The organism is Leifsonia aquatica H1aii, from assembly GCF_000633535.1.
GTDB classification, from domain to species: Bacteria; Actinomycetota; Actinomycetes; order Actinomycetales; family Microbacteriaceae; genus Leifsonia; species Leifsonia aquatica_A.
This window is the reverse complement of the sequence record NZ_AYMR01000006.1, coordinates 316,461-333,809: the sequence shown is the minus strand read 5'-3', so window position 1 is coordinate 333,809 and position 17,349 is coordinate 316,461. Positions and strand designations below refer to the sequence as shown.

Genomic DNA, 17,349 nt, shown 5'->3' with positions numbered 1-17,349 from the left:
CGTCACGTCCGGGGTGAAGCGTGTCTCCGCCCGCCTGCGTCCCGACCGGGCAGCCCCGGTGTCCCGATGGCGCGCTCGTCCGCTCGGTGCCATCCCGTTCCTTCCGCGTCATCCCCGTGAGTGCGTGCTCCCGGTTCAGACCGGACCCCAACCCGTTCGAGCCTAGGCGGGCGACTCTGAGCAGCACCGGCGAACAGCGCGGCGGAGCGTTCGGATCCTCTCAGGTGGACCCGAACGACAGGATCTGTGGTGGAGGACTCTGGAAATCGAACCAGACGAGTCGCCCCGATAGGCGAGTCCCCCCGATGTCGAGCCAGGCTACCGCGCCGGAGAACGCGGAGCCAGGCCCGACCTGCCGATCATCGGGATTCGTTCAGGAACAGCTCGGTGGCTCGCGCGATCTCCGCGGAGCGCGTGTGGTGCAGGTAGTGATCGGCGTCCAGGGTCACCATCTGGCCGCGCTCGACGCCGGCCGCCTGCTCCTCGTGCAGGCGCAGCCAGCCCGCGACATCCCGGTTGTCCTTCTGCACGAACAGCAGCACCGGCAGGTCGCGCGGGAACGACAGCCGCTGCGCGTCGCGGAAGTTCTGCGCGATGCGCTGCATCTCGTCCACGTAGGTCGCGCTCACGCTGTTGCGGTTCGCCAGCAGGATCATCTGCTTCTTCGCATCGTCGCTGAACGGGAGGCCGGCGTACGGATCTCCCACGGCCGTCAGCACGCGCATCAGTCCGAGCGATTTGGCCGCCTGCATGGCGCCGACCGGGAGGCCGTCCTCCATCCCCGGTTGCGTGGGCACGCTGGTGTCGATGCCGACGAACGCCTCCACCTCGTCGCGGTACCGGTCGACGTACTCCAGGCCGTAGATGCCGGCGATGGAGTGGCCCGCCAGCACGTAGCGGTGGATGTCGAGCGCGCCGAGGGCGTCGTGCACCTCGTCGGCGATGTTCGCCGACGTGCGGGGACGGTCGGTCTGGTCGCTGAGACCGTACCCGAACGGCTCCACCACGACCACGCGATTGTGCGCCGCGAGCTTCTCGGTCAGCGGTGCGAAGTCGAGGGCGGGCGACGCCGTTCCGAAGCCCGGGAGCAGCACGATCGTGCGCTCCCCCGCGCCGCTCACCACGACATTGAGCTTCTTGCCGTCGACGTCGACCTTCTGCCCGTACGACTCGATCTCCTTCTCCTCGGCCGAGGTGGCGACCGCGTTGGTGATGGAGGTGGCGGCGAGGGCGATCCCGGCGGCGGCGACCAGCCCGGCGAGCGAGATCCCCGTGACCTTCCAGAATCGTCGGGGCCGGCGGGGGTCGGAGCTGTTCGTCATGCCTTCACGCTAGGAGCGCCGGACGCGCAGCGGATCGGGCGGAGGTACCAGGGTGGCGATGCGGCATGGTGCCGCGGGACCATCTTTGCGGCCCGCTGGCCCACGCCTCCTCGGCACGCGCGGCGGATGCGGCCGCGAGCGATAGGTCGCCGTCACACGGTCGCGACCCCGGCGATCTGGGTGTTGAACGGCAGGAAGGGCGTCCGGATGCGGTAGCGCTCGACCGCCACGTCGGCGAACCCGGCGGACCGGACGGCGGCCTCGAGGTCGCGTTCGCACGAGCATCCTTCGAACGTCCACGCCCACGGACGCCGCAGCAGCCGCTGGGCGGCGCGGGTCGGCGTGCCCGGCGCGGCGACCACGTGCTCGACGAACCGGAAGCTGCCTCCCGGTCGCAGGATGCGGCGGATCTCCGCGAGCACGGCTGCGGGTTCCCGCACGCTGCAAAGCACCAGCGAGGAGATGACGGCGTCGGCGCTGCCATCGGGAAGCCCGGTGTGCTCCGCCATCCGTTCCCGCAGGTCGAGGTCGACGCCGCGCTCCCGTGCCGCGGCGCCGAGCGGTCCGTGCATCGCACGGTTGGGCTCGACCGCGATGAGGGCCGCGCCCGCGGGGAGGTAGCGGAGGTTCGCCCCCACGCCGGCGCCGATCTCCACGACGTCGTCCGGGAGATCCGCGAAGACGCGCTCCTTGTGGGCGCGCAGACTGCGCTGGAGCACAGGATCCAGCGCCCGGAAGAAGGCGGCGTTGAACCGGCCGCGGACGGCATGCTGTTCGAAGGTGTCGGTCATCCTGCCAGGATCGCCGGTCCGTCCGGTCGGCGCAGGCGTGGAACTACCTCTGTTCACCGCTCGGACTGCTCCGCCTGCCAGGCCGCGATCTGGGCGCGGGAACGGAAGCCCAGTCGCTGACGGATCCGTTCGACGTGCCCTTCGGCGGACCGCTCCTCGATGCCCAGCCGGGCGGCGATCTGCCGGTTGGTGAGGCCCGCACCGACCAGCACGGCGACCTCGTGCTGACGCGCGGTCAGGGCCCCGGCGGCGGCGCGCGCCGCACGCAGGCCGAGGAACCGGCGGATGGCCGCCACGAGCGCCGCCGCATCGCCCACGAACGGCAGATGGGATCGGCCGGGCAGCACCAGGAGGCGGGCACCGGGGATGCCTGCGGCGAGCGCCCGGCCCTGGGCGAGCGGAGCCGCCCGGTCGTGCTCGCGATGGACCACCAGCGTCGGAGCGCGCACCGCGTCCAGCAGTCCGCCGATGTCGAGGTCGTAGCTCAGAGCGAGCAGCGAGCGCGCCATCGCGGCGGAGGAGGACGCACGCTGGTAGCGGCCGATCGCCGCCCGCAGCGCGGTGCCGGCATCGGGCGCGAACACGTCGGTCAGGACGTCGGAGCCGAGCCCCCAGTGCGCTGTGACGAGGCCGAGCAGGTGCTCGCGCACCCCCGGTGACGCCACCGCCATCCCCGACACCCATCCGCCGTAGAGCACCAGGCGTCGGACGGCCCCGGGGTGTGCCGCGGTCCAGGCCGCCGCCACCGTCGCCCCCATCGATACCCCGACGAGGTCGAACGGCTCCGGCCCGAGCGTCGCGACGACGGCGTCGAGCTGGTCGAGTTCGGAGGCGAGGGACGGTGCCGCGGGCGGGGACGCCGGCGGGGACATCCCGCATCCCGCGCGGTCGTACCGTACGACACGGGTCCCCCGGGCGAGACCCTCGAAGAAGGCCCGCTCCTCCGGCAGCTCCCACGCCCGCTCGAGGTGGCCGAGCCATCCCGCGACGTAGACGATCGCACGCCCGGTGCCGGGGCCGACCGTCGCGTACGCCACCTCCGCTCCCCCGTCCGTCACGACGCGGGCGATGCGCTGCTGCATGGGTCCATTGTGAGCCGTGCGACACATCGGGACGAGGTCTGCGTACGATGCTCGTATGGTGCGCTGGGACCCGGGGCTGTACGGCGTCTTCGCCGACGAGCGCGCTCGGCCCTTCCTCGATCTGACGAGCCGACTCGACGGTGTCCGCCCGTCCCGCGTCGTGGATCTGGGCTGCGGCACGGGCGAGCTCACCGCCACCCTGGCGTCCCGTTGGCCCGAGGCCGAGGTGCTCGGCGTCGACTCCTCCGCGGAGATGCTCGCCGCGACAGCCGAGCTGGCGGCGGCGCACCCGAATCTGTCGTTCCAGCGGGAGACCATCGAAGGCTGGGAGCCCGACGGCGGCGTCGACCTCGTCGTCAGCAATGCCGCGCTGCAGTGGGTCCCCGGGCACCGCGACCTCCTGCGGTCCTGGCTCCCGCGGCTGCACCCGGGGGCGACCGTCGCGGTGCAGATCCCCGGGAACGAGGACTCCCCTTCCCAGGTGCTGCTGCGTCAGCTCGCCGCCGAGCCGCGCTGGGCCGATGCGCTCGACGGCGTCGGGTCGGTGATCGCGCGCGTGGGGGCGCTGCGCGACTACGTCGACGTCTTCCTCGAGGCCGGCCACCGGGTCGAGGCGTGGGAGACCACGTACCAGCACATCCTCGCCGGAGACGATGCCGTCCTGGAATGGTTGGGCGGCACGCGCCTGCGACCCTACCTGGCGGCGCTCGGCCCGCGGGGTGGCGCGTTCGTCGATGAGCTGCGCCCGCGGCTCCGAGCGGCCTACCCGACCCGGCACGGTGCCACCGTGTTCGGCTTCCGCCGGCTGTTCTTCGTCGGGACGGTCACGAAGAGCTGAGCCGCCGGTCGCATCTCCCCCTTGTGAAGATGTGACTTTCGTTGTACGTGCCCCACCGCGCCAGATGGTGAGGAGCGCTCGACAATGAGCGCATGAGCAGTGTGGTCCAGCCACGCCGGCGTGTTTTCGCGGATGTCGCGTCGTCGGTGGGGCTGGCTTTCGTCGAAGGCCGACCGGTGGTGATCGGCGTCTTCGCGCTCCGTTTCGTCGTGGGGACGGCCCTCGTCGCCGGCGCGGACTGGTCGACGCCGGTGCTGTGGACGGCCGGCGTCTCGTGGGTGCTGGCGGTGTGGGCGGTCTACCTGGTCAACGGGATCAGCGACGTGGAGGGCGACCGGCTCAACGGCTCGTCCCGCCCTCTCGCGACGGGCCGGCTGGGGGAACGTCAGGCGATCGTCATCGCAGTTGCCCTCCTGTCGGTGTCCCTGCTCATCGCGACGTTCTTCTCCGGCCCCTTCCTGCTGGCGGTGGTGGCGTTCATCTGCCTCGGCCTGGTCTACTCGATCGGCCCCTGGGCGGCGAAGAAGTCCGGTGTGGCGGCACTCACGGTCGCGGCCGCCGGAGTGTTCCTGACCTATCTCGCGGCCGCCCGTGTCGTCTCGGATCAGATCCCGCCGTCGGCCTTCGCGTTCGCCCTGGTCGCGGCCTCGTGGATCGCCGTGGTCGGTCACACCAAGGACTTCGGCGACGTGGCCGGCGACGCCGCGGAGGGTCGGCGCACCCTCCCGGTCGTGCTCGGCGAGGATCGCGCGCGCGTGTTCGTCGCTGCCGGAACGGGTGTCGTGTCCACCGTCGCGATCGTGCTGGGTGTGGTCGTCGAGCAGGTCCGCAGCCTCCTGGTCCTCGGCATCGCAGGCCCGGTGGTGATCGTCATGCTGTTCATCGCCCGCTCCGGCGACCGCGGCACCGCGAAGCGTCCGTACCGCTCCTTCATGATCGGCCAGTACGCTCTGAACGTCGCGGCGCTGCTGGGTGCGCTCGGGGGCTGAGGTTCATTGATGAGTGGTAAAGACGAGGTCGCCCTGCGCGACCGCATCCTCGCGGCGCTGTTCGAGCGGCTCCGCGCATCGGAGAGCACGCTGGTCGCGGACCGCGAGGTCAGGGATCAGCTGGCCGCACAGGTCGATTGGATCCTCGACCGCACCTTCGACATCCTGGGTCGGCCCGCGGGCGCGGAACGGCTGAGCACCCCGGCCCGCCACGGGTCGGGCGTCGGCGAGACGCGGGCCCGGCAGAACATCCATCCCGTCGACAGCCTGTCGGCCGCGACCGAGCTCTTCGACGTCGCCTTCTCGATCCTCAGCACCGATCGCGAGACGGCGGCGAACCCCGGCGACCTGGCACGCGCGCTCAACTCCTCCATCATGAGCGCGGTCGTCCCGGCCTCCGTCGGCTACGTGAACGTACTGCTCGAGCGGCTCGCCGTGGCGCACAGCGAGGAACGCCTCGGCATCTCGCGCGAGCTGCACGACCGGGTCGCCCACAGCATCGCCGCCGGTCTGCAACGGTTCGAGCTCGGCGGCATCGACGACGGGTCGGACCCGCGGCTGCGGGAGGGCCTGGAACTGTTCGGCGCGGCCCTCGACGAGACCCGAGCCATCGCCCTCGACCTGCGGCACGCGGTCGGCGACAAGCGGCTCGACGAAGCGCTGCACGACTACGTCGACGACCTCGACGACTCGGGTCCGCCCGTGCTCACGGCCGTCGAAGGTGCGCCGTACCGTCTCTCGACGGGCGTGCAGGAGGAGGCGTTCATCATCGTCCGCGAGGCCGTGCACAACGCGCGGCGGCACTCGCACGCCGAACTGATCCGCGTCCACTCGCACTGGGACCGACGCAGCCTCACCATCATCGTGAGCGACAACGGCCGCGGATTCGCGCACGAAGCCGTGCGATCCGGAGCCCTCGGGCTGATCGTCGCCCAGGAGCGCGCGGAACTGATCGGCGCCGAACTCCGGATCATCCCCGGCCTCGGCACCGGCACCACCCTCAGCCTGACCATACCGAGAGGCCCCACGTCCCCATGACCGACGAAACGCGAACCGTCGTCCTCATCGACGACCATGGAATGTTCCGGCAGGGAATCCGCGCCCTCATCGAGGGCCGGTTCCGCATCGTCGGGGAGGGCGGCTCCAGCGACGAGGCCTGGGAGCTGGTCTCGGAGCAGGCACCGGACGTGCTGCTGCTCGACGTCGAGATCCCCGGGGTGCCGGCGGAGCAGACCGTCTCGCGGCTGCGGCGCCATCACCCGCAGACGGCGATCGTCATCCTGACCATGCACAGCGACGCGGTGCTCGAGCGACAGCTCCTGCGGGCCGGGGCGGCGGCGTTCGTGACCAAGACCGTGGACAGCGAGCAGCTCACCGCGGTGATCGCCCGCGCGACTCCGCCGGCCGCGGATCCGCTCGACCACGCCATCGACGTCGAGGCGAGCGGGGCGATTCTGACGATCCGCGAGCAGGAGGTGCTGCGGATGATCGCGCAGGCCTATTCCAACCGCGACATCGCGACGTCGCTCTCCATCGCCGAGGGGACGGTCAAGCGGCACACGACCAACATGTACGAGAAGCTCGGGGCGACCTCGCGCATCGACGCGGTCCGGAAGGCGGCCCGGCTGGGCCTGCTGAGCTGAGCGCCCCGCGATGTGGGCCCGGAGGCGTCGAGGCCGTTAACGAAGGCGGCGGTGGCAGGAACCCCCGTTGCCCGCCACCGCCAGCGCCGTCCCCCGATGGCGCACAGAATGAAAGTAATACCCGCTCAACACCAAGTGAATACATCTTTGGTCACATCCGCGGAACGCGACCATTAAAGACCCGGTCATCCGAGATTTCTGCCGGAGAACCCGCACCGGTATCCTCGGAGGGTACCCGACCAGGAGGAGCGCATGGAACTCGCATCAGTGATCGACGGCACCCACAACTCGCGCGATCTGGGCGGCATCGCGCTGCCCGGTTCGTCCGCGGGCATCGACGCACCGCGGGGTACGGAGGTCGCACCGGGCCGGGTGTTCCGGTCGGACGCGCTCGCCTCGTTGACCGACGCCGGCCTCCAGAACCTCCTCGACCTGCGCATCGGAACGGTCATCGACCTGCGCACCGACGGCGAGCGCCACCGCGCGCCCGATGTGCTGCCCGCCGGAGGTGAGGTGCGGCTGATCGAGCTTCCGGTCCAGGGCGGGGCCATGGACGAGCTCGCCGCGCAGTTGCTCCCCACCGACGGGTCGTCGCGGCTCACGCCGGAGCAGACCGCCGAGCTGGCCGAGCGCATCCCGACGCTGGAGGAGCTGTACGTCGCCATCCTCGACAGCAGCCCCACCCAGTTCGCCGCCGTGGCGCGCGCCGTGGCCGAATCGACCGGCACCGAGCGCCCCGGTGTGCTGTTCCACTGCACCGCGGGCAAGGACCGGACCGGCCTCGCGGCCGCGCTCCTGCTCTCCGTCGCCGGGGCCGACCGGGACGGGATCGTGGCCGATTACGAGCAGACGCAGACCAACCTCGCCGGCGCCTTCGCCGACGCGCTGACGGGTCTGATCACCAGCATGGGGATCCCCCTGGTCCCGCGGCTCGAGACCCTTGCGACGAAGTCGCCCGCCTCCGCGATCACGGCCGCCCTCGAGTGGGTGGAGGCGAACCACGGCGACGCCGCCGGGTACCTGCGCTCCGGAGGCCTCAGCGAGGCCGAGCTGGAGGGCGTGCGCACGGCGCTCCGCGGGTGAACCGACGGCGGCGGCCGACCTTTCGAGGCCGGCCGCCGTTCGCCTCCCGAAATCCCCCTCCCCAGACCCCCCTCTCAGCCGCTACCGTTCGCGCAGGCGCACCGACTCACCGGGCGCCCGCACCAATCCTCTACACGAACGGAGTCGCACCATGTCTTTGACCACGACCGAACGCGCCGAGATCGACGCCGCCAACGCCGGCGGGCGCACGCCCGTCGTGTTCGTGCACGGCCTCTGGCTCCTCTCCAGCAGCTGGCAGCCGTGGCGCGACCTGTTCGAGGACCAGGGCTACGCGACGCTCGCGCCGGGCTGGCCCGACGACCCGGAGACGGTGGAGCAGGCCAAGGCCGACCCGAATGTCTTCGCCGGCAAGATGGTGCGGCAGGTCACCGACCACTACGCCGAGGCGATCGATGCACTCGACCAGGCGCCGGTCGTCATCGGGCACAGTTTCGGGGGGCTCATCGCCCAGAAGCTCGCGGGTGAGTCGAAGAACGCGGTCACGGTCGCGATCGACCCGGCGCAGTTCCAGGGCGTGACCGCCCTGCCGCCGTCCGCGCTGAAGGCCGGGGCCCCGGCCCTGCTGACCTTCAACCGCACCAAGCACGGTGTGACGCTGACCTACGAGCAGTTCGCCTACGGCTGGACCAACGCCGTGTCGGAGGAGGAGGGCAAGGCGCTCTACGAGAAGTTCCACGTGCCCGCCTCGGCCGTGCCGATCTTCCAGGCCGCCACGGCCAACTTCAACCCGTTCGCGGAGACCAAGGTCGTCACCGACAACCACGATCGCGGCCCGCTCCTGCTCATCGCCGGCGCCGACGACCACACCGTGCCGCAGGCGGTCGTCGAGAACGAGTTCAAGATCCAGCAGAAGAATCCGGGCGTCACCGAGCTGGTCGTCGTCCCGGGCCGCGGCCACTCGCTCGTCATCGACTCGGGGTGGCGGGAGGTCGCGGACGAGGCGTTGGAGTTCGTGCAGCGGCGCAGCTCGTAGAGCGCGTCCGCGCGGCCCTCAGGACGCGGGAGCGAGCAGCCCGAGATCGCGCAGGCTCTCCGCGGTCTCCACGATCGTCTGCACCACCGGGCGTGGGCGGAGGCCCAGCTCGGCTTTCGCCCGGTCGTTGTGGATGACGAGCGGCGTCGGTTCGTCGCCCGGGAGCTCGCCGGTCGGCACGCGGGAGGCGAGGTCGCCGAGTTCGGCACGCAGGACGTTCGCGACGTCGAGGAAGGTCATGGTCGGTCCGTCCGCGAGCACGAGGTAGCGTTCGCCTGCCGCCTCCGGGGTGGACATCGCCGCGCGGTGCGCCGCGGAGACATCGCGCACGTCCGCGATCCCGAACCGCTGCCGGGGGACCGCGGCCATCGTGCCGTCGAGCATCCCGGTGAAGACCTGCAGGGACGATCGGGCGGATGCGGTCAGCGTGGGGCCGGCGATCCAGGTCGGGTTGATGGCGACGAGTTCGAGATCGCCGCCCTCTCGTTCGACGAAGTCCCAGGCGGCGCGTTCGGCCACCGCTTTGGACAGCGGGTAGGCCGGGAGCCCGGGCGTCGCCGGTTCGGTCCAGTCGGACTCGTCGTAGTCCCGCACCGGCTTCGGCGAGTAGCCGACCGCGGCGAAGGACGATGTCAGCACGACACGGCGCGCGCCGGCGTCGCGGGCGGCGCGCAGCACGCGCAGCGCCCCGTCGCGGGCGGGGACGACGACCTCGTCCGGATCCGCCGTCTGGATCATCGGAGAGGCGACGTGATAGACGTCCGTGATGCCGGCGAGGGCCTCGTTCCAGCCGTCTTCGCCGGTGAGCGACGCGGCGACGAACGAAAGGCCGGCATCGTCGACGCCCGCCCGGCGGACGGCCTCGCGCACCTCCCCCTCCCGGTCGAGGGAGCGCACGCTGGTGCGCACGTCGGCGCCCGTGGCGAGCACGTCGGCGATGAGCCGGGTGGCGAGGTAGCCGGTGCCGCCGGTGATGAGGATGGTGGGTGTCGTGGTCATCGGAACGTCTCCTCGAGTCGGGGAAGGATGGATTCGAGCTCGGCGTGCGCCGCAGCCTCCGCCGCGGCATCGTCGTGATCACGGGCGTCCCAGAGCGCGGACTTCACGCGCAGGTAGTCGAGGTGCACCCGCAGCGTGGCGATCTGCTCCTCCACCCGGTCGACGTGGCGCAGCAGGATGTCCCGCTGCTCCCCCGCCGCGGCTCGGCCTCGCCGACGGTTGAGCTGGTAGGTGCGCATGTCGTCGATGCCGATGCCCATGGCCCGCAGGCAGGCGAGCACCTGCGCCTCGTCGAGATCGCTCTCGCGATAGCGCCGGTGCCCGCTGCTCTCGTCGCGCGCGATCGGCCCGAGCAGGCCGACCTCCTCGTAGTACCGCAGCGTCGGCTCGCTGAGCCCGCTCTGCCGGGAGACCTCCTGGATGGCCAATGTGATCATGGGTCCATCAGAACAGACCTCAAGCGCTTGAGGTCAAGCCCCGTCAGGAGCTCGCCTCCTCCGCGACCTCCACGTCCTGCAGTTCACGCGCGAGCCGCGATGCCGCGCGCCACGCGAGGGCGACCGTTGTGAGCGTCGGGTTCGCCGCGGTCGCGGTCGGGATGACGCCGTTGCCGCCGACGAACAGGTTCTCGATGCCCCAGACGCGCAACCACGGGTCGCAGACGGATGTGCCGTCATCGACGGCGCCCATACGCACGGTGCCCTGATAGTGCAGCGATGACCCGCCGGCCGCGAGCTCCGGCTGCTCCAGAAGTGTGCCGATGCGGCCCGCACTGCGCACCGAGTTCTGCCGCATCTGCTCGATCGTCGCCAGATCCTTCTCGGTGCGGGAGTAGTGGATGGTCATCTTCGGCATCCCGTAGAAGTCCGTCGCGGTCTCGCTGAACTCCACGGCATCCCGGAATTGGATGTCCTTGGCGGCGTACCAGGCGAGCACGCCGAGGCGCGCGGTTGCCGCGTCCTCCATGCCAGGGAGTTTGTAGGCCGATCCGGCGAGGGAGATGATCCCGCCCTGCATGGGCCGGGCATCGGAGAACGGAACGAGTACCGAGCCGATCGAACCCGCATCCACCGGGTACCGGGACGGCTCGAACTCGTCGCTCAGCGCCACCATCGTCGCCATCTGATAGTGCTCGTTGAGGTGGTGCCCGAGCGCCGGTGGCCGGACACCGGAGGCGAACAGCACCTGCGGGGTGCGCAGACCGTCGGCGCAGACGACGACGTAGCGGGCCCGCACCTCGGTTCGGTCACCCGAGGCGCGGTCCTCCAGTTCGGCGCCGACCGCGGTGCCGTCCTCGATGAGCACCCGCCGCAGCAGCGTCTCGGAGCGCAGCTCGAAACCGGGCACGGTGGCCTCCAGGTCACCCAGGATGACGCCGGTGCCGGAGAAGCGCAGTTTCTCTCCGTCCCAGTGGGTCGCGGTCGGCATGTATGCCGTCGGGGTGAGGCCGGGCCCGTCGAATTCGGCAGCGATCGCCTCCTTCAGCGCGCGGAGCAAGCCGCTGCCGCCGCCTGGTGGCGTCGTCACCCCGAGCAGCTGCTCCGCGTGGGCGAGCGCGTCGTCCAGGTCGCCTCCTGGGAGGAAGGGGATGCGCTCCGACTGGTGCGGACGCGGGCACGACGTGCCCCAGTGGATCCCCATCCCGCCGACGCCGCTCGACATGCTCGCGGCCGGCAGGCCCACATCGCCCTCAGCGAGGGTCGGGCGCGGGTCCGCGAAGAACAGGCCGGGGAGGATCGTCTGTCGGAACTCCAGGCTGGGATCGATGCCGGGTGCGATATCGGAGAGCGCGGCGGCGCGCTCGATGCCGGCGTCGGGGCCCTGTGTGAGCAGTTGGACGGCGAGACGCTCGGCCTCGTCCAGATTCTGAGTGTGGTCGCCGCGCGTGCCGGGGACCGCGGGCCCGACCTCCACCATCAGGATGCGGGCGTCGGGTACCGCGTCGCCGATCGTGCGGGCGTACGTCGAGCCGGCCGGGCCCGACCCGACGATGAGGACGTCGACGGTCTCGATCTCGCGAGCGCTCATCGGGCGACCTCCGCAGCCGCGGCGGCGGCCACCTGGAGCACGCGGGCGCTCTTGGCCCACGGATCGCCGCCGGTCCCCTCATACTCGACGGTCAGCGCGCCGCTGTAGCCGTGCGCGGCGAGGATCCCGAGCGCACGGTTGAGGTCGACCGGGCCGACGACTCCGTCGTCGCCGACGGCATGCGCCTTGACATGCACGAGTTCGGCGCGGGGGGCGAGCGCCTCGATGCCCTGGTAGAGGGAAGTGAGGTCGAGGCCGGCGAAGATGTCCTCCGGCGAGACCTGCGCGCCGTCCGGCCCGCCGAACAGCAATGCCATCGTCGGGAGCATCAGGGCGTCGAAGTTTCCGAGGTCGAGTAGCAGACCGAGGTGTTCGTGCCCGACGGCGTCGAGCAGCCGGTTCATCCACACGGGGTCGCTGCTCGGGCCGCCGTGGTTCTCGACGAGCAGACGCGATCCGCGCTCGGTCGCGTACGCACCGAGCCGGCGGAGCGCCTCGACCAGGTGGTCGGGGAGGTCGTCGCCGCTGTGCTGCACCATCGGCGAACCCGGGTTGACGCGCACGTACGTCGCGCCCATCGCTGCGAACCGGTCGATCCAGCGTTGTATCTCAACGATGCCCGCGGCTCGCTTCGCCGGGTCGGCCTCGAGCAAGTCGCCGGCGTCGATGGCGGCGTTCAGCAGTGTGACGCCGTTCTCACTCAGCGCGGCGGCGAACCGGTCGAGCTCGGGATCGTCCACCCCGGCGAACTGGAACGCGACGGTCTCGATCGCACCGACCCCGAACGTACTCTTGGCACGGCCGGGGAAGTCGGAGAGGTCGAGCTCCTTGGTGAAGGGGAACGAGATGTGCACGTCGCGTCCGGACGGGTCGACGAACGTGAAGTCGACAGGCCCGAGCTGCTCGCGCACGCTGTAGGTGGAGACGGACAGGGTGTTCATTTCGATGGTGCTCCTCGGAGTTGCGGGGTGGCGGTTGATCAGACGACGGACGTGTCGGCGGTGGTGACGGGACCCGGTTCTCCGCGAGTGATGACGGCCCAACGGGGGTCGCCTTCCCGGCCGAGCTCGGGCAGACGGAGGACGAAGGCGGCGCCGATCAGGCCCAGCACGGCCAGCACCAGATACAGCGTGGTGTAGCCGCCGAGCCCGAGGAGGAACGGAGCGACGAAGGGGACGAATGATTGCGGCAGGGTGTTGGCCATGTTGATGATCGCGAAGTCCTTTCCTGCGTTCTCACTGCTCGGCAGCACGCGGACGCAGAGGGCGCTGTCGATCGAGAAGAACAGGCCTGTGCCGACGCCGATGGCGGCGGTGGCCACGAAGACGAAGCCGATGTCGGGCGCGAAGGCCATCCCCGCGAGCCCGGCGGCGGCCAGTACCCCCGCGGCGACCACGAACGGCTTCTGACGCCGGAGGCGGTCGGAGACGAGTCCCGCGATTACGCTCGTGACGGCCAGGAGGGCGACGGACAGCAAGGACAGGCCGAGCACGATCGCGGCGACGTCCGCCTCCGCCACCCCGAAACGCTGGATGAGGAAGAACGCGTTGTACGTCCCGCTCGCGTAGGCGCAGGTGATGAGGAATCGCACCGCCCACGCCCAACCGAACGCGGGATGCCGCCACGGGTTCAGCCAGAACGACTTGGCCAGCTCGACCAGGTTGAGCCCGGCCTGGTGGGGCTCTCGCGTGTGCTGCGGGTCGCGCAGCAGGATCACGGCCACGACGGCGAGGATCAGGGCGATCACGCCGAGGACCACCCACTGCGCGACCGGGTCGGAGATCGCGCTCACGGCGGTCAGGCCGAGGAGCGGCCCGGCGGCCGCGGCGAGGCCGACGAATCCCGAGACCGTTCCCCGCCGAAGCGGAGGAACCTGGTCGGCCAGCAGCGCGCTGGTCGCGGCCTGCTGGAAGTTGAACAGGGTCTGCGTGATGCACCAGACCACTGCGACCTGCCAGACCTCGGTCGTGAAGGCGAGGGAGGCGACCACCAGCGATCCGGCCACGCCGCCCGTGAGGATCCACGTGCGACGGCGGCCGAAACGCGCAGCTGTGCGGTCGCTGATGCGGCCGGCCAACGGGTTGGCGACCAGAGCGAACAGGGCACCGAACCCGGTGACGAGGCCGAAGGCGGCCGCGGCGCCGGGACCGGCGATGCGGGTGAGGTGCAGGGTGAGCAGGAGCTGCAGCGGGGTGAGCAGGGCGATCAGGGCGCCCATGTTCGAGGTGAGAATCGCAGCGATCAGGCGCGGCAACGGGGTGGCCGCGGGGCCGGGTGTTTCCAGGGCGACGTCGATGTCGGCCGGTCGGGACATTCCACACTCCTCTGTGTGACGTGATGTCGTTTGGGTGTCTCTCCAATATCGGAGTGGCTCTCAGTATGTAGAGACTTCCATATGGTGTCAACTGTGATTTCTCGCGGTATCCTGGGCGCATGGGACTGAGGGAGAAGAAGGCGGCGCGCACGCGGGGCCAGATCCTGGACGCCGCTGCAGAGCTCTTCCTGTCGCAGGGCTACGACGAGACGACCATGGAGCAGATCGCCGAGAGCGCCGATATCGCCCCCTCCACGCTGTACCGCTACTTCCCGAGTAAGGACCTGCTCCTCCTGGGTCGCCTGACGGAGTCGTTGCAACTGGGCGACGCCCTCCGAGAGCGCCCAGCCGGCGAGCCCGTGGCCGAGGCGCTCGCCGCAACGCTGCTCGCCACGATCGAGTCCTTCGACGACACCCCACGCTTCGCCGAGTTGCGCCATGTCATCGATGTCTCGCCCGTTCCTCGCGCTCGCCTGTGGGATGTCTTCATGCAGTCCCGCAGCGAGCTCGAGAAGGAGCTCGGCGTCCGGATGGGCCTCCCCGAGGACGACCTCCAGGTGATGATGACCGCCCGCAGCGCCATCACGATCTTCGAGATCGTCGCCGAACGCTGGTGGGCGGGCGACCACACCGCTTCCCGCGCGGACGTCCTCGACGACGTGCTGCGCGGCCTCGACGCGACCGGCGTGGTCTTCCCGGCATCGAAAACCGCGAGCCGCCCGAAGAGCGTGGCCTGACGGCGAGGCGGCTCCGACCGTGCTGATCTGGATCAACGGCGCCTTCGGGGCCGGCAAGACCCACACCGCCTTCGAGCTCCGGCGCCGGCTGACGGACGCGCACGTCGCCGACCCGGAACTGCTGGGCTTCGCCCTCCAGCACACCCTGCCCACAGAGGCGCGCCTCGACTTCCAGGATCTCCCTCAGTGGCGGTCGGCGGTCGTCGACACCCTGGAGCAGGCCGACGCGGCGCATCGCGGTCCGGTGCTCGTGCCGATGACGATCGTGCGGGACGACTACTTCGACGAGATCATCGGGGGCCTGCGATCACGCGGAGTCGATGTGCGGCACTACGCGCTGCTCGCGTCCCCCGAGACCCTGCGCCGCCGATTGAGCACCCGGATCGCGTTCCTCCACACGGGGCTCCGACGTGAGACGTGGGCCGTGCAGCAGATCGACCGCTGCGTCGCCGCTCTCGCCGGCGACCGCTACGCCACGCACGTGCTTACCGACCACCGCACGACCGACGAGGTGGTGGAGTGGATCGCCGACCACGCCGGCCTGGTCGTCACGGCTCCCCGGCTCAGCCCCTGGCGCTTCCAGCTCCGTCGCCTTCGGGTCGGCTTACAGCACATCCGCGCCGCCTGAGGCCGACGACCAGACGGAGCGCGGTCCCGAGGGACCTAGTCCGCCGTCCGCAGCCCAGCGAGCAGCAGCCGCACCATCCGCTCCGCGCGCGGCGTCGTCGCGGTGGCCGACGGGCCTCCCCCGTGACACAGGTTGGCGACGGCGCCCAGGAACTCCGACGCGTCCACGTGCTGCACGACGTCGCCGGATGCCGTCGCCGCCGCGAGCAGCCGCTCGAGAGTCGGTGCGAGGTGGGTCGAGAAGTACTCCGCCAGCGGCTCGTAGGCGGGATCGCCCGAGTGCAGGGCGGAGGCGAGACCGCGTTTCGTCGCCACGAACTGGGTGTACCGCATGATCCACCGGTCGAGCGCCTCGCCCGGGGGGAAGGCCGCCTCGATCTCCGGCGCCGCGTCGGCGCAGGCGTCGATCTCGCGGCGGAACACCGCCGAGATCAGGTCCGAGCGCAGCGGGAAGTGCCGGTACAGCGTCCCGACGCCGACGCCGGCCCGCTCGGCGATCGCGCGCACTGGGGCGTCGACGCCGGACTCGGCGAACACCGCCTTCGCCGCCTCGACGAGGGACGCGACGTTCTGCCGCGCGTCGGCCCGCCGGGGGCGGACGGCGGAGTCGGTCATGCGGGGCTCCCTCTGGCGCGCGGGACGCGGCGCGAGTACAGTCGGCTTGTAAGCGGAACATGGTTCCGGTTAGAGTGATCACCCAACCGGAGCATTGTTCCGATTCATCGATCATACGACACCCCGGCCTCCCCGGTGCCGCGATCCCGATCCGTTCAGGAGCAGACAGCATGCAGTATCGAACCCTCGGCCGCACCGGCATCCAGGTCACCCCGTACGCCCTCGGCGCGATGATGCTGGGGTCGCTCGGCAACCCCGAACGGGCCGACGGCATCCGCATCATCCACCGCGCGCTCGACGCCGGTATCAACGTCATCGATACCGCCGACCGCTACGGCGACTCGGAGGAGGTCGTCGGCGAGGCACTGAAGGGACGCCGCGACGACGTGGTGCTGGCCACCAAGTTCTGGGGGCCGGTCGACGACGACATCACCCACCGCGGCGCCTCCCGCCGCTGGATCATGCAGGCCGTCGAACGCTCGCTCCGCCGCCTCCAGACCGACCACATCGACCTCTACCAGCTGCACCGCCCCGACACCGAGGCCGACATCGACGAAACGCTCTCCGCCCTCACCGACCTGGTGCGCCAGGGCAAGGTCCGCGCCATCGGCAGTTCGTCCATGCGCGGCTCGGAGATCGTCGAGGCCCAGTGGATGTCGGAGCGCCGCGGCTTCGAGCGGTTCCGCACCGAGCAGCCCAACTACTCCCTCCTCGACCGGGAGATCGAGCGCGAGATCCTGCCCGTCGCCCAGCGCTACGGCATGGGGACGCTCGTCTACAGCCCGCTCGCCGGGGGTACGCTGACCGGCCGCTACCGCGCGGGTCAGGAGAACGACAACTTCCGCTCCACCCGGACCGGCATGCGTCATTTCCGCGACGAGCGGCGCCTCGCCGCCGTGGAGCAGCTGGTCGCCCTCGCCGACGAGGCCGGGGTGAAGCTCACCCACCTGGCGATGGCCTTCGTCATCGCGCACCCGGGTGTCACCTCCGCCATCGCCGGCCCTCGCACGATGGAGCAGTTGGAGGACACCCTGGCCGGGATGGACGTCTCGCTGTCGGACGAGCTCCTCGACCGCATCGACGCGATCGTCCCGCCCGGCGAGAGCATCGGTGCGATGGACATGGTCTACCGCGGTCCGGAGGTCGGCGACGCATCCCTGCGCCGGCGGCCGGCGGCGGAGCGCTCGGCGCAATAGGGCGGACGACGGGTCATCCGGCGGGGCGGCGGGGGCGGCGGACGGCCGGGCGGCGGACGCTCTCCACCCGGAGGAGGTCCCGACGCCTCCG

General features: G+C 70.9%; 18 protein-coding genes. 9 read left to right on the top strand and 9 right to left on the bottom strand.

Going from position 1 to position 17,349, the window contains the following annotated elements:
- Nucleotides 1-359: 359 nt before the first annotated feature.
- From U870_RS0105480 to U870_RS0105470, 3 genes are all read right to left on the bottom strand, one after another.
- Nucleotides 360-1,322 carry an alpha/beta fold hydrolase gene (locus U870_RS0105480; RefSeq protein ID WP_025156407.1) on the bottom strand — a complete coding sequence of 321 codons (963 nt, stop codon included), beginning with the start codon at nucleotides 1,320-1,322 and terminating at the stop codon, nucleotides 360-362.
- 152 nt (nucleotides 1,323-1,474) lie between these two features.
- Nucleotides 1,475-2,113 (bottom strand): class I SAM-dependent methyltransferase, encoded by a 639-nt coding sequence (locus tag U870_RS0105475; RefSeq protein WP_025156406.1) that lies wholly within the window; start codon nucleotides 2,111-2,113, stop codon nucleotides 1,475-1,477.
- Between the two features lie 53 nt (nucleotides 2,114-2,166).
- On the bottom strand, nucleotides 2,167-3,195 hold the full coding sequence (locus U870_RS0105470) for an alpha/beta fold hydrolase (protein WP_025156405.1): 1,029 nt from the start codon (nucleotides 3,193-3,195) through the stop codon (nucleotides 2,167-2,169).
- A 55-nt stretch (nucleotides 3,196-3,250) separates the two neighbouring features.
- Between U870_RS0105470 and U870_RS0105465 the strand changes: the two genes are divergently transcribed.
- The 6 genes from U870_RS0105465 to U870_RS0105440 all read left to right on the top strand — a co-directional run bounded on the left by U870_RS0105465 (nucleotide 3,251) and on the right by U870_RS0105440 (nucleotide 8,742).
- On the top strand, nucleotides 3,251-4,033 hold the full coding sequence (locus U870_RS0105465; RefSeq protein WP_345817845.1) for a methyltransferase domain-containing protein: 783 nt from the start codon (nucleotides 3,251-3,253) through the stop codon (nucleotides 4,031-4,033).
- Between the two features lie 92 nt (nucleotides 4,034-4,125).
- Nucleotides 4,126-5,022 carry a UbiA family prenyltransferase gene (locus U870_RS0105460; protein WP_025156403.1) on the top strand — a complete coding sequence of 299 codons (897 nt, stop codon included), beginning with the start codon at nucleotides 4,126-4,128 and terminating at the stop codon, nucleotides 5,020-5,022.
- A 9-nt stretch (nucleotides 5,023-5,031) separates the two neighbouring features.
- Nucleotides 5,032-6,060: a sensor histidine kinase gene (locus U870_RS0105455; RefSeq protein ID WP_240183632.1), complete on the top strand. Its 1,029-nt coding sequence runs from the start codon at nucleotides 5,032-5,034 to the stop codon at nucleotides 6,058-6,060.
- The gene (locus U870_RS0105450) at nucleotides 6,057-6,665 is read left to right on the top strand and encodes a response regulator (protein WP_025156401.1); all 609 of its coding nucleotides are present in this window, start codon (nucleotides 6,057-6,059) and stop codon (nucleotides 6,663-6,665) included. Before U870_RS0105455 ends, U870_RS0105450 begins: the two co-directional genes overlap by 4 nt.
- Nucleotides 6,666-6,917: 252 nt before the next feature.
- Nucleotides 6,918-7,748: a tyrosine-protein phosphatase gene (locus tag U870_RS0105445; RefSeq protein WP_025156400.1), complete on the top strand. Its 831-nt coding sequence runs from the start codon at nucleotides 6,918-6,920 to the stop codon at nucleotides 7,746-7,748.
- A 151-nt stretch (nucleotides 7,749-7,899) separates the two neighbouring features.
- The gene (locus U870_RS0105440) at nucleotides 7,900-8,742 is read left to right on the top strand and encodes an alpha/beta hydrolase (protein WP_025156399.1); all 843 of its coding nucleotides are present in this window, start codon (nucleotides 7,900-7,902) and stop codon (nucleotides 8,740-8,742) included.
- A gap of 18 nt (nucleotides 8,743-8,760) precedes the next feature.
- Here U870_RS0105440 and U870_RS0105435 read toward each other — a convergent pair whose 3' ends face one another.
- From U870_RS0105435 to U870_RS0105415, 5 genes are read right to left on the bottom strand one after another with little or no spacing between them, the layout of a single operon-like run.
- The gene (locus tag U870_RS0105435) at nucleotides 8,761-9,741 is read right to left on the bottom strand and encodes an NAD-dependent epimerase/dehydratase family protein (RefSeq protein ID WP_025156398.1); all 981 of its coding nucleotides are present in this window, start codon (nucleotides 9,739-9,741) and stop codon (nucleotides 8,761-8,763) included.
- A complete protein-coding gene (locus U870_RS0105430) occupies nucleotides 9,738-10,178 on the bottom strand; it encodes a MerR family transcriptional regulator (RefSeq protein WP_025156397.1) in 441 nt (146 codons plus the stop codon). Before U870_RS0105430 ends, U870_RS0105435 begins: the two co-directional genes overlap by 4 nt.
- Before the next feature lie 43 nt (nucleotides 10,179-10,221).
- The gene (locus U870_RS0105425; RefSeq protein ID WP_025156396.1) at nucleotides 10,222-11,769 is read right to left on the bottom strand and encodes a GMC oxidoreductase; all 1,548 of its coding nucleotides are present in this window, start codon (nucleotides 11,767-11,769) and stop codon (nucleotides 10,222-10,224) included.
- A complete protein-coding gene (locus U870_RS0105420) occupies nucleotides 11,766-12,710 on the bottom strand; it encodes a sugar phosphate isomerase/epimerase family protein (RefSeq protein WP_025156395.1) in 945 nt (314 codons plus the stop codon). Before U870_RS0105420 ends, U870_RS0105425 begins: the two co-directional genes overlap by 4 nt.
- A gap of 38 nt (nucleotides 12,711-12,748) precedes the next feature.
- Nucleotides 12,749-14,083 (bottom strand): MFS transporter, encoded by a 1,335-nt coding sequence (locus U870_RS0105415; RefSeq protein ID WP_052357546.1) that lies wholly within the window; start codon nucleotides 14,081-14,083, stop codon nucleotides 12,749-12,751.
- 119 nt (nucleotides 14,084-14,202) lie between these two features.
- On the opposite strand from U870_RS0105415, the gene U870_RS0105410 reads away from it, so the two are divergent.
- On the top strand, nucleotides 14,203-14,820 hold the full coding sequence (locus U870_RS0105410) for a TetR/AcrR family transcriptional regulator (RefSeq protein ID WP_025156393.1): 618 nt from the start codon (nucleotides 14,203-14,205) through the stop codon (nucleotides 14,818-14,820).
- A gap of 19 nt (nucleotides 14,821-14,839) precedes the next feature.
- On the top strand, nucleotides 14,840-15,448 hold the full coding sequence (locus U870_RS0105405; RefSeq protein ID WP_025156392.1) for an AAA family ATPase: 609 nt from the start codon (nucleotides 14,840-14,842) through the stop codon (nucleotides 15,446-15,448).
- A 35-nt stretch (nucleotides 15,449-15,483) separates the two neighbouring features.
- On the opposite strand, the gene U870_RS0105400 is transcribed toward U870_RS0105405, so the two are convergent.
- Nucleotides 15,484-16,062, bottom strand: coding sequence for a TetR/AcrR family transcriptional regulator (locus tag U870_RS0105400; protein WP_025156391.1), 579 nt, complete (start codon nucleotides 16,060-16,062; stop codon nucleotides 15,484-15,486).
- A gap of 170 nt (nucleotides 16,063-16,232) precedes the next feature.
- On the opposite strand from U870_RS0105400, the gene U870_RS0105395 reads away from it, so the two are divergent.
- Nucleotides 16,233-17,258 (top strand): aldo/keto reductase, encoded by a 1,026-nt coding sequence (locus U870_RS0105395; protein WP_025156390.1) that lies wholly within the window; start codon nucleotides 16,233-16,235, stop codon nucleotides 17,256-17,258.
- The last annotated feature ends 91 nt before the right edge of the window (nucleotides 17,259-17,349 follow it).